The organism is Photobacterium sanguinicancri (assembly GCF_024346675.1).
Classification (GTDB): domain Bacteria; phylum Pseudomonadota; class Gammaproteobacteria; order Enterobacterales; family Vibrionaceae; genus Photobacterium; species Photobacterium sanguinicancri.
Window position 1 is genome coordinate 17,606 of sequence record NZ_AP024850.1, and the last position, 16,691, is coordinate 34,296.

General features: G+C 48.8%; 4 protein-coding genes, 5 tRNA genes and 6 rRNA genes. 14 read left to right on the forward strand and 1 reads right to left on the reverse strand.

The genetic code is table 11. The annotated features are described in order from the left end of the window. Positions 1–8: 8 nt before the first annotated feature. Entirely contained in the window at positions 9–2,186 is a 2,178-nt protein-coding gene (gene fadB, locus OCU87_RS00085; protein WP_261857617.1) for a fatty acid oxidation complex subunit alpha FadB, read from the reverse strand. Positions 2,187–2,606: 420 nt separating this feature from the next. Here fadB and OCU87_RS00090 point away from each other — a divergent pair, with 420 nt between their 5' ends. From OCU87_RS00090 to rrf (OCU87_RS00155), 14 genes are all read left to right on the forward strand, one after another. Continuing rightward, positions 2,607–3,230 carry a YigZ family protein gene (locus OCU87_RS00090; RefSeq protein WP_261857618.1) on the forward strand — a complete coding sequence of 208 codons (624 nt, stop codon included), beginning with the start codon at positions 2,607–2,609 and terminating at the stop codon, positions 3,228–3,230. A gap of 40 nt (positions 3,231–3,270) precedes the next feature. Continuing rightward, the gene (locus tag OCU87_RS00095; RefSeq protein ID WP_062690405.1) at positions 3,271–4,728 is read left to right on the forward strand and encodes a TrkH family potassium uptake protein; all 1,458 of its coding nucleotides are present in this window, start codon (positions 3,271–3,273) and stop codon (positions 4,726–4,728) included. A gap of 9 nt (positions 4,729–4,737) precedes the next feature. Continuing rightward, positions 4,738–5,262, forward strand: coding sequence for a menaquinone-dependent protoporphyrinogen IX dehydrogenase (gene hemG / locus OCU87_RS00100; protein WP_261857619.1), 525 nt, complete (start codon positions 4,738–4,740; stop codon positions 5,260–5,262). 375 nt (positions 5,263–5,637) lie between these two features. Beyond that, positions 5,638–7,180 (forward strand): 16S ribosomal RNA (locus tag OCU87_RS00105). A 76-nt stretch (positions 7,181–7,256) separates the two neighbouring features. Beyond that, positions 7,257–7,333, forward strand: a tRNA-Ile gene (locus tag OCU87_RS00110). 46 nt (positions 7,334–7,379) lie between these two features. Continuing rightward, positions 7,380–7,455 (forward strand) — tRNA-Ala (locus OCU87_RS00115). Positions 7,456–7,741: 286 nt separating this feature from the next. After that, positions 7,742–10,634: ribosomal RNA gene (locus tag OCU87_RS00120) — 23S ribosomal RNA — on the forward strand. 122 nt (positions 10,635–10,756) lie between these two features. Continuing rightward, positions 10,757–10,872, forward strand: a 5S ribosomal RNA gene (gene rrf, locus OCU87_RS00125). Positions 10,873–11,299: 427 nt separating this feature from the next. After that, positions 11,300–12,842 (forward strand): 16S ribosomal RNA (locus OCU87_RS00130). Between the two features lie 97 nt (positions 12,843–12,939). After that, positions 12,940–13,015 (forward strand) — tRNA-Glu (locus tag OCU87_RS00135). 16 nt (positions 13,016–13,031) lie between these two features. Then, a tRNA-Lys gene (locus OCU87_RS00140) sits at positions 13,032–13,107 on the forward strand. A 31-nt stretch (positions 13,108–13,138) separates the two neighbouring features. Then, a tRNA-Val gene (locus OCU87_RS00145) sits at positions 13,139–13,214 on the forward strand. A gap of 330 nt (positions 13,215–13,544) precedes the next feature. Further along, positions 13,545–16,437, forward strand: a 23S ribosomal RNA gene (locus OCU87_RS00150). 121 nt (positions 16,438–16,558) lie between these two features. Continuing rightward, positions 16,559–16,674, forward strand: a 5S ribosomal RNA gene (gene rrf, locus OCU87_RS00155). The 16S, 23S and 5S rRNA genes sit together here with 5 tRNA genes alongside, the layout of an rRNA operon. The last annotated feature ends 17 nt before the right edge of the window (positions 16,675–16,691 follow it).

A 16,691-nucleotide genomic window follows, 5' to 3' on the forward strand; every position in this document is an offset into this window, starting at 1 on the left:
CCTCGTCCTTAAGCGTTAAATGGTGCTGATGCGTTGTCGATAGCGTAGTAGCTTTCGCCTTTTTCCGCTTTTGCACGTAGGCCTGTTGGCACTTGGTAAATTGCCCCAAGGTGAGCATACGCATCGGCCATTGCAACGTATTGTGCTAATCCCATTGTGTCTAAGTAGCGGAATACACCACCACGGAAAGGTGGGAAACCTAAGCCATATACCAGCGCCATATCCGCTTCCGCTGGGGTCGCAATAATGTTTTCTTCTAAACAACGCACGACTTCGTTGATCATTGGCACCATGGTGCGTGCAATGATTTCTTCGCTACTGTATTCGGCCGCGGTACCCAAAACAGGCGACAGTAATTCAGCTACTTGAGGATCGCGTGCTTTCTTCGGCTTGCCTTTGCGGTCGATAGAGTAGCTAAAGAAGCCTTTCCCGTTTTTCTGGCCAAACCGGCCGCTTTCGAACATCACATCAACCGCATCTTTGTAATCTTTGTTCATGCGCTCAGGGAAACCTTCTGCCATCACGGCTTGGGCATGATGGGCGGTATCAATACCGACGACATCAAGCAAGTAAGCCGGGCCCATTGGCCAACCGAATTGTTTCTCCATCACCTTATCGACTTGCGCAAAGTCTGCGCCGTCGCGTAACAACATGCTAAAGCCTGCAAAGTAAGGAAAGAGTACGCGGTTGACGAAGAAGCCGGGGCAGTCGTTAACGACGATAGGGGATTTACCCATTTTGGCGGCGTAAGCCACAACGCGGTTGATGGTGTCGTCTGAGGTTTTTTCGCCACGGATGATTTCAACCAAAGGCATGCGGTGCACGGGGTTGAAAAAGTGCATGCCACAGAAATTCTCAGGGCGTTGTAGTGATTCTGCTAATAAGTTGATTGGAATGGTTGAGGTATTGGAGGTCACCACAGTCTCTGCAGAGACATGCTGCTCAACTTCTGCCAGTACTGCTGCTTTTACTTTTGGATTCTCAACCACGGCTTCGACGATCACATCGGCTTGCTCGATACCGGCATAACTTAGGCTTGGGGTGATTGAGGAGATAATCCCTGCCATTTTAAAGCCGTCGATACGACCGCGTTCTAGCTGTTTATTGAGTAGCTTGGTTGCTTCGTTCATGCCCAGTTCGAGCGATGGCTCCGCAATGTCTTTCATTAATACAGGCACACCTTTGAGGGCAGATTGATAAGCAATGCCGCCTCCCATGATGCCCGCGCCCAGTACCGCCCCTTTAGTCGTAGGCTTACCCGCTTTGGCGGCTTGTTTAGCATTACCTTTAATAAATTGGTCATTAAGGAATAATCCAACTAGCGCCTGAGCAACATCGGTTTTTGCCAGTTTAACGAAGTGTTTGTTTTCGACAACTAAGGCGTCATCGCGCGACATACGTGCCGCTTCTTCAATCGTCATTACCGCAGCCATTGGGGCGGGGTAATGTTTGCCTGCAACTTGAGCCACCATGGCTTTAGCCATAGTAAAGCTCATCATGGCTTCGGTGCGATTAAGTAAAAGAGGGGATTTCTTTTGTTCTCGGCGTTGCTGCCAATTTAATTTACCCGCAATGGCATCTTTGACCATTGCTATCGCATTGTCGCGCAATGCATCTGGTGCAACCACCGCATCAACTAGGCCTAGTTTGAGTGCATCTGGTGCTTTTTTATCTTTACCTGCGGTGATGATTTCCATTGCCGAATCGGCACCAATCAAACGCGGTAAGCGTACTGTCCCACCAAAGCCGGGCATGATCCCTAACTTGGTTTCAGGTAACCCTATGCGTGCAGTGCTATCGGCTAAGCGAAAATCCGTTGCAAGCACGCATTCACAGCCGCCGCCGAGTGCATGACCATTAATAGCCGAAAGTGTTGGCACGGGCAGGTCTTCTAATTTATTAAAGATATCATTGGCACGCGTTAACCATTGAGACAGTTCTTGTTCTGTCTTAGCGAATAAGCCCATAAATTCGGTAATATCCGCACCCACCACAAATGCACCTTTGGCTGATGTCACAATCAGGCCTTTGAGGTCGTTTTGTTGGTAAAGGGCATTAAGCGCTTCGCTGAAGCACTCAAGGGTTTTGATATCAAATTTATTGACACTACTAGGGGCGTTGAGGTTGAGCTCCGCAATACCATCTTCCAGATAGTCTACGGATAGGGTTTCACCTTGGTAAATCATGTTCTATCTCCGTGAATTCCAGTCTAAGCTGGCTTGATTTAGTGGTTTGACCTGTACCAGACAAATTTAGTGTGAACCCGATATTTAGCAAATACAACACTTATTTAAAACAATTGTTTAACTTTTGGGTGCGAAATAAACATACAAAATAGTGTAGGCGAATCTTGAACCTTGATATGAAAGAGTTTTTACATGATTCGCGCAGATGGTTAAGTCGAAATATGTTGTTAAATTGTTGCTGTTTTTGGTGGGGATCGAGCAAAGAAAGCCAATCTTACGTGTTGATGATTAAAAAGCCGTATCTAAGGGGGGAGCAGTAAAACAGCTATTTTGCTGGTGGTTATACGCAGAATGGGAAGGGTTATTGTATTGGTTGTGGTATCCTGCTCGGTTACTAAACCATGACCAAATTGTTTTTAAATGACAGCTTCAGAACCGTATTTAATACCCGCGGCGAGTGCCTCGTGTGAAGAAGAAATCAAGAAAAGCCGTTTTATTACTTATCTTGCGCACACCCCTACGGTGGAAGCTGCCAAAGCCTTTGTGCAGCAGATCAAAACACAGCATGCTGATGCCCGTCATAATTGCTGGGCTTTTGTTGCTGGCAGGCCGTCAGATTCAATGAAATGGGGCTTTAGCGATGATGGCGAACCTTCCGGTACCGCGGGTAAACCCATACTAGCTCAACTAACGGGGTCTGGTGTCGGTGAGCTAACCGCAGTGGTGACACGGTATTCGGGTGGGATTAAATTAGGCACCGGTGGTTTAGTAAAAGCCTATGGTGGTGGCGTTCAGCAAGCATTAACGCTGCTGAAAACACAAGAGAAAGTCATCATGTCTGAGGTTGAGATCTGCTGTGCTTATAATCAAGTTTCGCTGGTGGAGACATTGCTTGCTGAGCATTCAGGTAGCACCTTGACCGCCAGTTACACCGAGAATGTGCATGTGATGGCCGAGATTGATTGTCGCTGTGTTGATGCTTTTTGTTTGGCTTTAGTCAATCGTAGTGGCGGCACCTTGACTGCCAAAACTGTCGAGCGTTAAACGCATAACCATATTGTTTAGGATGAGAGCCAGCTAGTTCATGCAGTTTCGTTCAATCATAAGAATCGTCGGGCTTTTGCTCGCCTTGTTCAGTGTTACTATGCTAGTGCCTGCGATGGTGGCATTATTTTATCGTGATGGTGCCGGTTTCCCTTTCGTGGTGACTTTTTTCCTTCTATTAATGGGGGGCGCTGTTTTATGGTTGCCAAACCGTCGACATCGCCATGAATTAAAAGCTCGTGATGGCTTTTTGATTGTTGTCCTATTCTGGACGGTAATCGGTAGCGCAGGTGCGGTGCCTTTCTTGCTATCGAAAACCCCAGACCTATCTGTAACTGATGCCTTTTTTGAATCGTTTTCTGCCCTAACTACAACGGGGGCGACGGTGATCGTCGGATTGGATGATTTACCGAAAGCGATTTTATTTTATCGCCAGTTATTACAGTGGTTTGGTGGGATGGGGATCATTGTATTAGCAGTCGCGATTTTACCAGTGCTCGGTATCGGTGGCATGCAGCTATATCGTGCGGAAATTCCTGGTCCAGTTAAAGATTCAAAGATGACGCCGCGGATTGCCGAAACGGCTAAAACCTTGTGGTATATCTATCTGGCATTAACGGTCAGTTGTGCGTTCGCTTTCTGGATGGCGGGGATGACGCCTTTTGATGCGGTCTCACACAGTTTCTCGACCATCGCAATTGGTGGTTTCTCTACCCACGATGCCAGCATGGGGTATTTTAATAGTCCAACCATTAACATGATCACCGTTGTCTTCCTGTTGATATCGGCGTGTAATTTTTCACTTCACTTTGCTGCTTTTGCCAATGGCGGGGTGAATTTACGGACTTATTGGCGTGATCCTGAATTTCGTGCTTTCTTCGGCGCCCAATTTATCTTGCTGGCGATTTGCTTTGGCATGTTATTGAAGCATCACTCGTATGACTCTTATTATGATGCGTTTGATCAGGCGCTGTTTCAGACGGTCTCTATTTCGACAACAGCAGGTTTTACCACGACCAGTTTTTCCGAGTGGCCACTTTTCTTACCTGTCTTATTACTGTTTTCCTCTTTTGTAGGCGGCTGTGCTGGCTCGACCGGCGGCGGCATGAAAGTGATACGAATGTTGCTTCTCTTCTTACAAGGGGTGCGTGAACTTAAGCGCTTGGTACACCCACGTGCGGTTTACACTATTAAAGTGGGTAACAAAGCATTGCCTCAACGTGTGGTTGACGCAGTGTGGGGATTTTTCTCGGCATACGCTCTGGTGTTTGTGGTGTGTATGCTGGCATTGATTGCGACGGGTATTGATGAATTGACGGCATTTTCAGCTGTTGCTGCGACGCTGAATAATTTAGGTCCAGGACTTGGCGAAGTTGCAGTACATTTTGGAGAAGTGAATTCAGCTGCTAAGTGGATACTGATCATTGCGATGTTATTTGGTCGCCTTGAGGTCTTCACATTATTAGTCTTATTTACACCAACATTCTGGCGAAACTAAGGAGCCAAAGTGGAACAGGTTTTATTACTGCACTCGAGTACGGATGGTCAGACGATTAAGATTCTTGACTATATAAAGAGGGAATTGGGTCAGGATTGTGAATGTACGCTTCAAGACCTCAATTGTTTGCCTGAGATTGAATGGCAGAAGTATGACCGTGTTTTGATCGGTGCGGCCGTTCGATATGGCCACTTAAGCAAGAAGCTATACCAATTTATTGAAAAGAACCTTCAAGCTTTAGAACAATACAAAGTTGCTTTTTTCTGTGTAAACCTGACAGCGCGTAAAGAAGGGAAGAACACACCAGAAACCAGTGCGTATATGAAAAAGTTCTTACTGAAGTCACCCTGGTGCCCAAGCTTACAAGCTGTATTTGCTGGCGCCTTACGTTATCCACGCTATAACTTGTTCGATCGCACTATGATTCAGCTCATTATGCGTATAACTGGCGGTGAAACGGATACCAGTAAAGAAGTTGAATATACAGATTGGGCCGCTGTTTCTCGGTTTACCACGACTTTTAAACAGTTTTAGGTGTCCTTTTTATCGGTTTGGTGCTTATTTAATCACTTGAAAAGGAAATCGATTCTTTTTGGAAAAAGGGCCTTGCCAAACCGATCGAACTCCCTATAATACGACCTCACTGACACGGAGCAAGGCGCTAAGCCCGCTACGAAGTCAGTATGTTCTTTAACAATTTGACCATGCAATCTGTGTGGGCACTCGTGAAATGAATAGTCAAAACTGTTCATTGTGACTTTTTAAGTAACAATGAATTTGGCATCAATGAACTGAGTGACCAATACAAAACTTAAGTTTACTTAAGCTTTGGCACAGTCAATTCGAATATCATGACTAGCTTCTAGTTATCGATATTCAATCAGTATTCATTGAGCCATCAAAAACTTTAAATTGAAGAGTTTGATCATGGCTCAGATTGAACGCTGGCGGCAGGCCTAACACATGCAAGTCGAGCGGTAACAGGAATTAGCTTGCTAATTTGCTGACGAGCGGCGGACGGGTGAGTAATGCCTGGGAATATGCCTTGATGTGGGGGATAACTATTGGAAACGATAGCTAATACCGCATAATGCCTACGGGCCAAAGAGGGGGATCTTCGGACCTCTCGCGTCAAGATTAGCCCAGGTGGGATTAGCTAGTTGGTGGGGTAATGGCTCACCAAGGCGACGATCCCTAGCTGGTTTGAGAGGATGATCAGCCACACTGGAACTGAGACACGGTCCAGACTCCTACGGGAGGCAGCAGTGGGGAATATTGCACAATGGGGGAAACCCTGATGCAGCCATGCCGCGTGTATGAAGAAGGCCTTCGGGTTGTAAAGTACTTTCAGTTGTGAGGAAGGCGGTAACGTTAATAGCGTTGCCGTTTGACGTTAGCAACAGAAGAAGCACCGGCTAACTCCGTGCCAGCAGCCGCGGTAATACGGAGGGTGCGAGCGTTAATCGGAATTACTGGGCGTAAAGCGCATGCAGGCGGTCTGTTAAGCAAGATGTGAAAGCCCGGGGCTCAACCTCGGAACAGCATTTTGAACTGGCAGACTAGAGTCTTGTAGAGGGGGGTAGAATTTCAGGTGTAGCGGTGAAATGCGTAGAGATCTGAAGGAATACCGGTGGCGAAGGCGGCCCCCTGGACAAAGACTGACGCTCAGATGCGAAAGCGTGGGGAGCAAACAGGATTAGATACCCTGGTAGTCCACGCCGTAAACGATGTCTACTTGGAGGTTGGGACCTTGAGTCCTGGCTTTCGGAGCTAACGCGTTAAGTAGACCGCCTGGGGAGTACGGTCGCAAGATTAAAACTCAAATGAATTGACGGGGGCCCGCACAAGCGGTGGAGCATGTGGTTTAATTCGATGCAACGCGAAGAACCTTACCTACTCTTGACATCCAGAGAATTCGCTAGAGATAGCTTAGTGCCTTCGGGAACTCTGAGACAGGTGCTGCATGGCTGTCGTCAGCTCGTGTTGTGAAATGTTGGGTTAAGTCCCGCAACGAGCGCAACCCTTATCCTTGTTTGCCAGCACGTAATGGTGGGAACTCCAGGGAGACTGCCGGTGATAAACCGGAGGAAGGTGGGGACGACGTCAAGTCATCATGGCCCTTACGAGTAGGGCTACACACGTGCTACAATGGCGTATACAGAGGGCTGCCAACCAGCGATGGTGAGCGAATCCCAGAAAGTACGTCGTAGTCCGGATTGGAGTCTGCAACTCGACTCCATGAAGTCGGAATCGCTAGTAATCGTGGATCAGAATGCCACGGTGAATACGTTCCCGGGCCTTGTACACACCGCCCGTCACACCATGGGAGTGGGCTGCACCAGAAGTAGATAGCTTAACCTTCGGGAGGGCGTTTACCACGGTGTGGTTCATGACTGGGGTGAAGTCGTAACAAGGTAGCCCTAGGGGAACCTGGGGCTGGATCACCTCCTTAAACGATAGACTGCTTGTTTGATGCAGTGTCCACACAGATTGCTTGGTTAAAATGTAAAAGAACGCAAAAAAGACTTGGGTCTGTAGCTCAGGTGGTTAGAGCGCACCCCTGATAAGGGTGAGGTCGGTGGTTCAAGTCCACTCAGACCCACCACTTTTTCTCCCAGAAAAAGTGGCGGTAAACAGTCTTTTTATACGTTGGGGTTATAGCTCAGCTGGGAGAGCGCCTGCCTTGCACGCAGGAGGTCTGCGGTTCGATCCCGCATAGCTCCACCACTTTCTAAAGACATTCGACAGAGTGTGATTAGAAAGTGGATTTTTCATCTCTGATGATCAAAACACCTGTTCTTTAACAATCTGGAAAGCTGACTAGTAAATTGAATCAATAGATTCAATTACAATAGTTTTTATCTTTAATGATAAAAACGAGTTCTCAAAACAACACACATTCAAGTGTCTTGTGTAGAGTCCGGCGAAAAACCAATGTCCTCATTTTTCTTGATCGGAAATGAGTGACGATAAACCTTGGTTGTTTGAACATACAGACCTCTTGGGGTTGTATGGTTAAGTGACTAAGCGTACACGGTGGATGCCTTGGCAGTCAGAGGCGATGAAGGACGTATTAACTTGCGATAAGCCCAGTTTAGATAGTAAAAATCACTTGAGACTGGGATTTCCGAATGGGGAAACCCACGTGCATAAGCACGTATCGTTACGTGAATACATAGCGTAACGAGGCGAACTCGGGGAACTGAAACATCTAAGTACCCGAAGGAAGAGAAATCAACCGAGATTCCGAGAGTAGCGGCGAGCGAAATCGGATTAGCCCTTAAGCCAGTCTTGCGTTAGGTGAATGTGCTGGAAAGCACAGCGATACAGGGTGATAGCCCCGTAACCGACAACGCATTATTAGTGAAAACGAGTAGGACGGGACACGTGATATCCTGTTTGAACATGGGGGGACCATCCTCCAAGGCTAAATACTCCTGACTGACCGATAGTGAACCAGTACCGTGAGGGAAAGGCGAAAAGAACCCCTGTGAGGGGAGTGAAATAGAACCTGAAACCGTGTACGTACAAGCAGTAGGAGCCCACTTGTTGGGTGACTGCGTACCTTTTGTATAATGGGTCAGCGACTTAATTTTAGTAGCAAGGTTAACCGTTTAGGGGAGCCGTAGGGAAACCGAGTCTTAACTGGGCGTCATAGTTGCTAGGATTAGACCCGAAACCAGGTGATCTAGCCATGGGCAGGTTGAAGGTGAGGTAACACTTACTGGAGGACCGAACCGACTAATGTTGAAAAATTAGCGGATGACTTGTGGCTAGGGGTGAAAGGCCAATCAAACCTGGAGATAGCTGGTTCTCCCCGAAAGCTATTTAGGTAGCGCCTCGGACGAATACTACTGGGGGTAGAGCACTGTTAAGGCTAGGGGGTCATCCCGACTTACCAACCCTTTGCAAACTCCGAATACCAGTAAGTACTATCCGGGAGACACACGGCGGGTGCTAACGTCCGTCGTGGAGAGGGAAACAACCCAGACCGCCAGCTAAGGTCCCAAAGTTATAGCTAAGTGGGAAACGATGTGGGAAGGCTCAGACAGCCAGGATGTTGGCTTAGAAGCAGCCATCATTTAAAGAAAGCGTAATAGCTCACTGGTCGAGTCGGCCTGCGCGGAAGATTTAACGGGGCTAAGCTATACACCGAAGCTGCGGCAATATGACTTGTTCATATTGGGTAGGGGAGCGTTCTGTAAGCCGTTGAAGGTGGTCTGTAAGGGCTGCTGGAGGTATCAGAAGTGCGAATGCTGACATGAGTAACGATAAAGGGAGTGAAAAACTCCCTCGCCGGAAGATCAAGGGTTCCTGTCCAACGTTAATCGGGGCAGGGTAAGTCGACCCCTAAGGCGAGGCCGAAAGGCGTAGTCGATGGGAAACGGGTTAATATTCCCGTACTGCTTATAACTGCGATGGGGGGACGGAGAAGGCTAGGTGGGCTTGGCGACGGTCGTCCAAGTTCAAGGGTGTAGGCTGATAGTTTAGGCAAATCCGGACTATCTTAAGGCTGAGACCCGATGTCGAGTCACTACGGTGATGAAGTCATTGATGCCATGCTTCCGGGAAAAGCCTCTAAGCGATAGGTTATAAGCAATCGTACCCCAAACCGACACAGGTGATCAGGTAGAGAATACCAAGGCGCTTGAGAGAACTCGGGTGAAGGAACTAGGCAAAATGGTACCGTAACTTCGGGAGAAGGTACGCTCCTCGCGGTGATGAGACTTGCTCTCTAAGCTGCTGGGAGTCGCAGATACCAGGTGGCTGCAACTGTTTATTAAAAACACAGCACTGTGCAAAATCGAAAGATGACGTATACGGTGTGACGCCTGCCCGGTGCCGGAAGGTTAATTGATGGGGTTAGACTTCGGTCGAAGCTCTTGATCGAAGCCCCGGTAAACGGCGGCCGTAACTATAACGGTCCTAAGGTAGCGAAATTCCTTGTCGGGTAAGTTCCGACCTGCACGAATGGCGTAATGATGGCCACGCTGTCTCCACCCGAGACTCAGTGAAATTGAAATCGCAGTGAAGATGCTGTGTACCCGCGGCTAGACGGAAAGACCCCGTGAACCTTTACTACAGCTTGGCACTGAACATTGACCCTACATGTGTAGGATAGGTGGGAGCCTTTGAAGCATTGTCGCTAGATGATGTGGAGGCAATCTTGAAATACCACCCTTGTATGCTTGATGTTCTAACGTCGCCCCCTAATCGGGGGTGCGGACAGTGCCTGGTGGGTAGTTTGACTGGGGCGGTCTCCTCCCAAAGAGTAACGGAGGAGCACGAAGGTGGGCTAATCACGGTCGGACATCGTGAGGTTAGTGCAATGGCATAAGCCCGCTTGACTGCGAGAATGACAATTCGAGCAGGTGCGAAAGCAGGTCATAGTGATCCGGTGGTTCTGAATGGAAGGGCCATCGCTCAACGGATAAAAGGTACTCCGGGGATAACAGGCTGATACCGCCCAAGAGTTCATATCGACGGCGGTGTTTGGCACCTCGATGTCGGCTCATCACATCCTGGGGCTGAAGTCGGTCCCAAGGGTATGGCTGTTCGCCATTTAAAGTGGTACGCGAGCTGGGTTTAGAACGTCGTGAGACAGTTCGGTCCCTATCTGCCGTGGGCGTTAGATGATTGAGAGGGGCTGCTCCTAGTACGAGAGGACCGGAGTGGACGAACCGCTGGTGTTCGGGTTGTTATGCCAATAGCATTGCCCGGTAGCTACGTTCGGAATCGATAAGCGCTGAAAGCATCTAAGCGCGAAGCGAGCCTCAAGATGAGTCATCTCTAGACCTTTAAGGTCTCTAAAGGGTTGTCGAAGACTACGACGTTGATAGGCAGGGTGTGTAAGTGCTGCGAGGCATTGAGCTAACCTGTACTAATTGCCCGTGAGGCTTAACCATACAACACCCAAGGGGTTTTACGGACTCCATAACGCTTGAATGCGTGTTAAGAACGAATATTGTAACTAGTTAGATTTTCCCAGATTGTATCTTCCGCTACGGCGTAAGATAAACCGAATTTGCTTGGCGACCATAGCATTATGGACCCACCTGATCCCATGCCGAACTCAGTAGTGAAACGTAATAGCGCCGATGGTAGTGTGGGGTCTCCCCATGTGAGAGTAGGTCATCGCCAGGCTTCAATTTTGAGAGCCCGTTGGCAACAACGGGCTTTTATTTCGCTCTAGCATCAAGCGGTGTGAGCGGAGTCAATATAAGGTTTTTATGTTTTAATCGAATGATTAAAAAGATGAAAGTTTTATCTTGACTTAAAAGTTGAGAAGCGTATTATACGCGTCCTGACTTGCTGAAGCGTTCAACGCTAAGGTATTGAAAGTCAACGTTCTTTAACAATTTGACCATGCAATCTGTGTGGGCACTCGTGAAATGAATAGTCAAAACTGTTCATTGTGACTTTTTAAGTAACAATGAATTTGGCATCAATGAACTGAGTGACCAATACAAAACTTAAGTTTACTTAAGCTTTGGCACAGTCAATTCGAATATCATGACTAGCTTCTAGTTATCGATATTCAATCAGTATTCATTGAGCCATCAAAAACTTTAAATTGAAGAGTTTGATCATGGCTCAGATTGAACGCTGGCGGCAGGCCTAACACATGCAAGTCGAGCGGTAACAGGAATTAGCTTGCTAATTTGCTGACGAGCGGCGGACGGGTGAGTAATGCCTGGGAATATGCCTTGATGTGGGGGATAACTATTGGAAACGATAGCTAATACCGCATAATGCCTACGGGCCAAAGAGGGGGATCTTCGGACCTCTCGCGTCAAGATTAGCCCAGGTGGGATTAGCTAGTTGGTGGGGTAATGGCTCACCAAGGCGACGATCCCTAGCTGGTTTGAGAGGATGATCAGCCACACTGGAACTGAGACACGGTCCAGACTCCTACGGGAGGCAGCAGTGGGGAATATTGCACAATGGGGGAAACCCTGATGCAGCCATGCCGCGTGTATGAAGAAGGCCTTCGGGTTGTAAAGTACTTTCAGTTGTGAGGAAGGCGGTAACGTTAATAGCGTTGCCGTTTGACGTTAGCAACAGAAGAAGCACCGGCTAACTCCGTGCCAGCAGCCGCGGTAATACGGAGGGTGCGAGCGTTAATCGGAATTACTGGGCGTAAAGCGCATGCAGGCGGTCTGTTAAGCAAGATGTGAAAGCCCGGGGCTCAACCTCGGAACAGCATTTTGAACTGGCAGACTAGAGTCTTGTAGAGGGGGGTAGAATTTCAGGTGTAGCGGTGAAATGCGTAGAGATCTGAAGGAATACCGGTGGCGAAGGCGGCCCCCTGGACAAAGACTGACGCTCAGATGCGAAAGCGTGGGGAGCAAACAGGATTAGATACCCTGGTAGTCCACGCCGTAAACGATGTCTACTTGGAGGTTGGGACCTTGAGTCCTGGCTTTCGGAGCTAACGCGTTAAGTAGACCGCCTGGGGAGTACGGTCGCAAGATTAAAACTCAAATGAATTGACGGGGGCCCGCACAAGCGGTGGAGCATGTGGTTTAATTCGATGCAACGCGAAGAACCTTACCTACTCTTGACATCCAGAGAATTCGCTAGAGATAGCTTAGTGCCTTCGGGAACTCTGAGACAGGTGCTGCATGGCTGTCGTCAGCTCGTGTTGTGAAATGTTGGGTTAAGTCCCGCAACGAGCGCAACCCTTATCCTTGTTTGCCAGCACGTAATGGTGGGAACTCCAGGGAGACTGCCGGTGATAAACCGGAGGAAGGTGGGGACGACGTCAAGTCATCATGGCCCTTACGAGTAGGGCTACACACGTGCTACAATGGCGTATACAGAGGGCTGCCAACCAGCGATGGTGAGCGAATCCCAGAAAGTACGTCGTAGTCCGGATTGGAGTCTGCAACTCGACTCCATGAAGTCGGAATCGCTAGTAATCGTGGATCAGAATGCCACGGTGAATACGTTCCCGGGCCTTGTACACACCGCCCGTCACACCATGGGAGTGGGCTGCACCAGAAGTAGATAGCTTAACCTTCGGGAGGGCGTTTACCACGGTGTGGTTCATGACTGGGGTGAAGTCGTAACAAGGTAGCCCTAGGGGAACCTGGGGCTGGATCACCTCCTTAAACGATAGACTGCTTGTTTGATGCAGTGTCCACACAGATTGCTTGGTTAAAATGTAAGAGAGCACCATGTTGCCCAACAACATGGCAGAAATACTTAGTCCCGTTCGTCTAGAGGCCTAGGACACCGCCCTTTCACGGCGGTAACAGGGGTTCGACTCCCCTACGGGACGCCACTTCTTTTAGAAGTATGGGTCGTTAGCTCAGTTGGTAGAGCAGTTGACTTTTAATCAATTGGTCGCAGGTTCGAATCCTGCACGACCCACCATTCTTTCTCACGAAGGAATTAAAACTATCGTGGGCGATTAGCTCAGTTGGGAGAGCACCTCCCTTACAAGGAGGGGGTCACTGGTTCGAGCCCGGTATCGCCCACCACTCTCTAACTGTTTTCTGCGTAAATGCAGATTCAATGAAGGTTATCTTTGTTGAGTCGGCTTTTTTGCCGCCGAAAATCATTAGAAAGTGGTTCTTTAGTTAGAAACACAATGCTCTTTAACAATCTGGAAAGCTGACTAGTAAATTCAATCGAATGATTGAATTACAATAGTTTTTATCTTTAATGATAAAAACGAGTTCTCAAAACAACACACATTCAAGTGTCTTGTGTAGAGTCCGGCGAAAAACCAATGTCCTTATTTTTCTTGATCGGAAATGAGTGACGATAAACCTTGGTTGTTTGAACATACAGACCTCTTGGGGTTGTATGGTTAAGTGACTAAGCGTACACGGTGGATGCCTTGGCAGTCAGAGGCGATGAAGGACGTATTAACTTGCGATAAGCCCAGTTTAGATAGTAAAAATCACTTGAGACTGGGATTTCCGAATGGGGAAACCCACGTGCATAAGCACGTATCGTTACGTGAATACATAGCGTAACGAGGCGAACTCGGGGAACTGAAACATCTAAGTACCCGAAGGAAGAGAAATCAACCGAGATTCCGAGAGTAGCGGCGAGCGAAATCGGATTAGCCCTTAAGCCAGTCTTGCGTTAGGTGAATGTGCTGGAAAGCACAGCGATACAGGGTGATAGCCCCGTAACCGACAACGCATTATTAGTGAAAACGAGTAGGACGGGACACGTGATATCCTGTTTGAACATGGGGGGACCATCCTCCAAGGCTAAATACTCCTGACTGACCGATAGTGAACCAGTACCGTGAGGGAAAGGCGAAAAGAACCCCTGTGAGGGGAGTGAAATAGAACCTGAAACCGTGTACGTACAAGCAGTAGGAGCCCACTTGTTGGGTGACTGCGTACCTTTTGTATAATGGGTCAGCGACTTAATTTTAGTAGCAAGGTTAACCGTTTAGGGGAGCCGTAGGGAAACCGAGTCTTAACTGGGCGTCATAGTTGCTAGGATTAGACCCGAAACCAGGTGATCTAGCCATGGGCAGGTTGAAGGTGAGGTAACACTTACTGGAGGACCGAACCGACTAATGTTGAAAAATTAGCGGATGACTTGTGGCTAGGGGTGAAAGGCCAATCAAACCTGGAGATAGCTGGTTCTCCCCGAAAGCTATTTAGGTAGCGCCTCGGACGAATACTACTGGGGGTAGAGCACTGTTAAGGCTAGGGGGTCATCCCGACTTACCAACCCTTTGCAAACTCCGAATACCAGTAAGTACTATCCGGGAGACACACGGCGGGTGCTAACGTCCGTCGTGGAGAGGGAAACAACCCAGACCGCCAGCTAAGGTCCCAAAGTTATAGCTAAGTGGGAAACGATGTGGGAAGGCTCAGACAGCCAGGATGTTGGCTTAGAAGCAGCCATCATTTAAAGAAAGCGTAATAGCTCACTGGTCGAGTCGGCCTGCGCGGAAGATTTAACGGGGCTAAGCTATACACCGAAGCTGCGGCAATATGACTTGTTCATATTGGGTAGGGGAGCGTTCTGTAAGCCGTTGAAGGTGGTCTGTAAGGGCTGCTGGAGGTATCAGAAGTGCGAATGCTGACATGAGTAACGATAAAGGGAGTGAAAAACTCCCTCGCCGGAAGATCAAGGGTTCCTGTCCAACGTTAATCGGGGCAGGGTAAGTCGACCCCTAAGGCGAGGCCGAAAGGCGTAGTCGATGGGAAACGGGTTAATATTCCCGTACTGCTTATAACTGCGATGGGGGGACGGAGAAGGCTAGGTGGGCTTGGCGACGGTCGTCCAAGTTCAAGGGTGTAGGCTGATAGTTTAGGCAAATCCGGACTATCTTAAGGCTGAGACCCGATGTCGAGTCACTACGGTGATGAAGTCATTGATGCCATGCTTCCGGGAAAAGCCTCTAAGCGATAGGTTATAAGCAATCGTACCCCAAACCGACACAGGTGATCAGGTAGAGAATACCAAGGCGCTTGAGAGAACTCGGGTGAAGGAACTAGGCAAAATGGTACCGTAACTTCGGGAGAAGGTACGCTCCTCGCGGTGATGAGACTTGCTCTCTAAGCTGCTGGGAGTCGCAGATACCAGGTGGCTGCAACTGTTTATTAAAAACACAGCACTGTGCAAAATCGAAAGATGACGTATACGGTGTGACGCCTGCCCGGTGCCGGAAGGTTAATTGATGGGGTTAGACTTCGGTCGAAGCTCTTGATCGAAGCCCCGGTAAACGGCGGCCGTAACTATAACGGTCCTAAGGTAGCGAAATTCCTTGTCGGGTAAGTTCCGACCTGCACGAATGGCGTAATGATGGCCACGCTGTCTCCACCCGAGACTCAGTGAAATTGAAATCGCAGTGAAGATGCTGTGTACCCGCGGCTAGACGGAAAGACCCCGTGAACCTTTACTACAGCTTGGCACTGAACATTGACCCTACATGTGTAGGATAGGTGGGAGCCTTTGAAGCATTGTCGCTAGATGATGTGGAGGCAATCTTGAAATACCACCCTTGTATGCTTGATGTTCTAACGTCGCCCCCTAATCGGGGGTGCGGACAGTGCCTGGTGGGTAGTTTGACTGGGGCGGTCTCCTCCCAAAGAGTAACGGAGGAGCACGAAGGTGGGCTAATCACGGTCGGACATCGTGAGGTTAGTGCAATGGCATAAGCCCGCTTGACTGCGAGAATGACAATTCGAGCAGGTGCGAAAGCAGGTCATAGTGATCCGGTGGTTCTGAATGGAAGGGCCATCGCTCAACGGATAAAAGGTACTCCGGGGATAACAGGCTGATACCGCCCAAGAGTTCATATCGACGGCGGTGTTTGGCACCTCGATGTCGGCTCATCACATCCTGGGGCTGAAGTCGGTCCCAAGGGTATGGCTGTTCGCCATTTAAAGTGGTACGCGAGCTGGGTTTAGAACGTCGTGAGACAGTTCGGTCCCTATCTGCCGTGGGCGTTAGATGATTGAGAGGGGCTGCTCCTAGTACGAGAGGACCGGAGTGGACGAACCGCTGGTGTTCGGGTTGTTATGCCAATAGCATTGCCCGGTAGCTACGTTCGGAATCGATAAGCGCTGAAAGCATCTAAGCGCGAAGCGAGCCTCAAGATGAGTCATCTCTAGACCTTTAAGGTCTCTAAAGGGTTGTCGAAGACTACGACGTTGATAGGCAGGGTGTGTAAGTGCTGCGAGGCATTGAGCTAACCTGTACTAATTGCCCGTGAGGCTTAACCATACAACACCCAAGGGGTTTTACGGACTCCATAGCGCTTGAATGCGTGTTAAGAACGATATTGTAACTAGTTAACTTTCCCAGATTGTATCTTCCGCCGATGGCGTAAGATAAACCGAATTTGCTTGGCGACCATAGCATTATGGACCCACCTGATCCCATGCCGAACTCAGTAGTGAAACGTAATAGCGCCGATGGTAGTGTGGGGTCTCCCCATGTGAGAGTAGGTCATCGCCAGGCTTCAAATTTAGATAAGT

What these genes read in the sequence shown, in the direction of transcription:
- fadB (WP_261857617.1), bottom strand. Translation starts at nt 2,186, where the DNA reads ATGATTTACCAAGGTGAAACCCTATCCGTAGACTATCTGGAAGATGGT.
- OCU87_RS00090 (WP_261857618.1), top strand. Translation starts at nt 2,607, where the DNA reads ATGACAGCTTCAGAACCGTATTTAATACCCGCGGCGAGTGCCTCGTGT.
- OCU87_RS00095 (WP_062690405.1), top strand. Translation starts at nt 3,271, where the DNA reads ATGCAGTTTCGTTCAATCATAAGAATCGTCGGGCTTTTGCTCGCCTTG.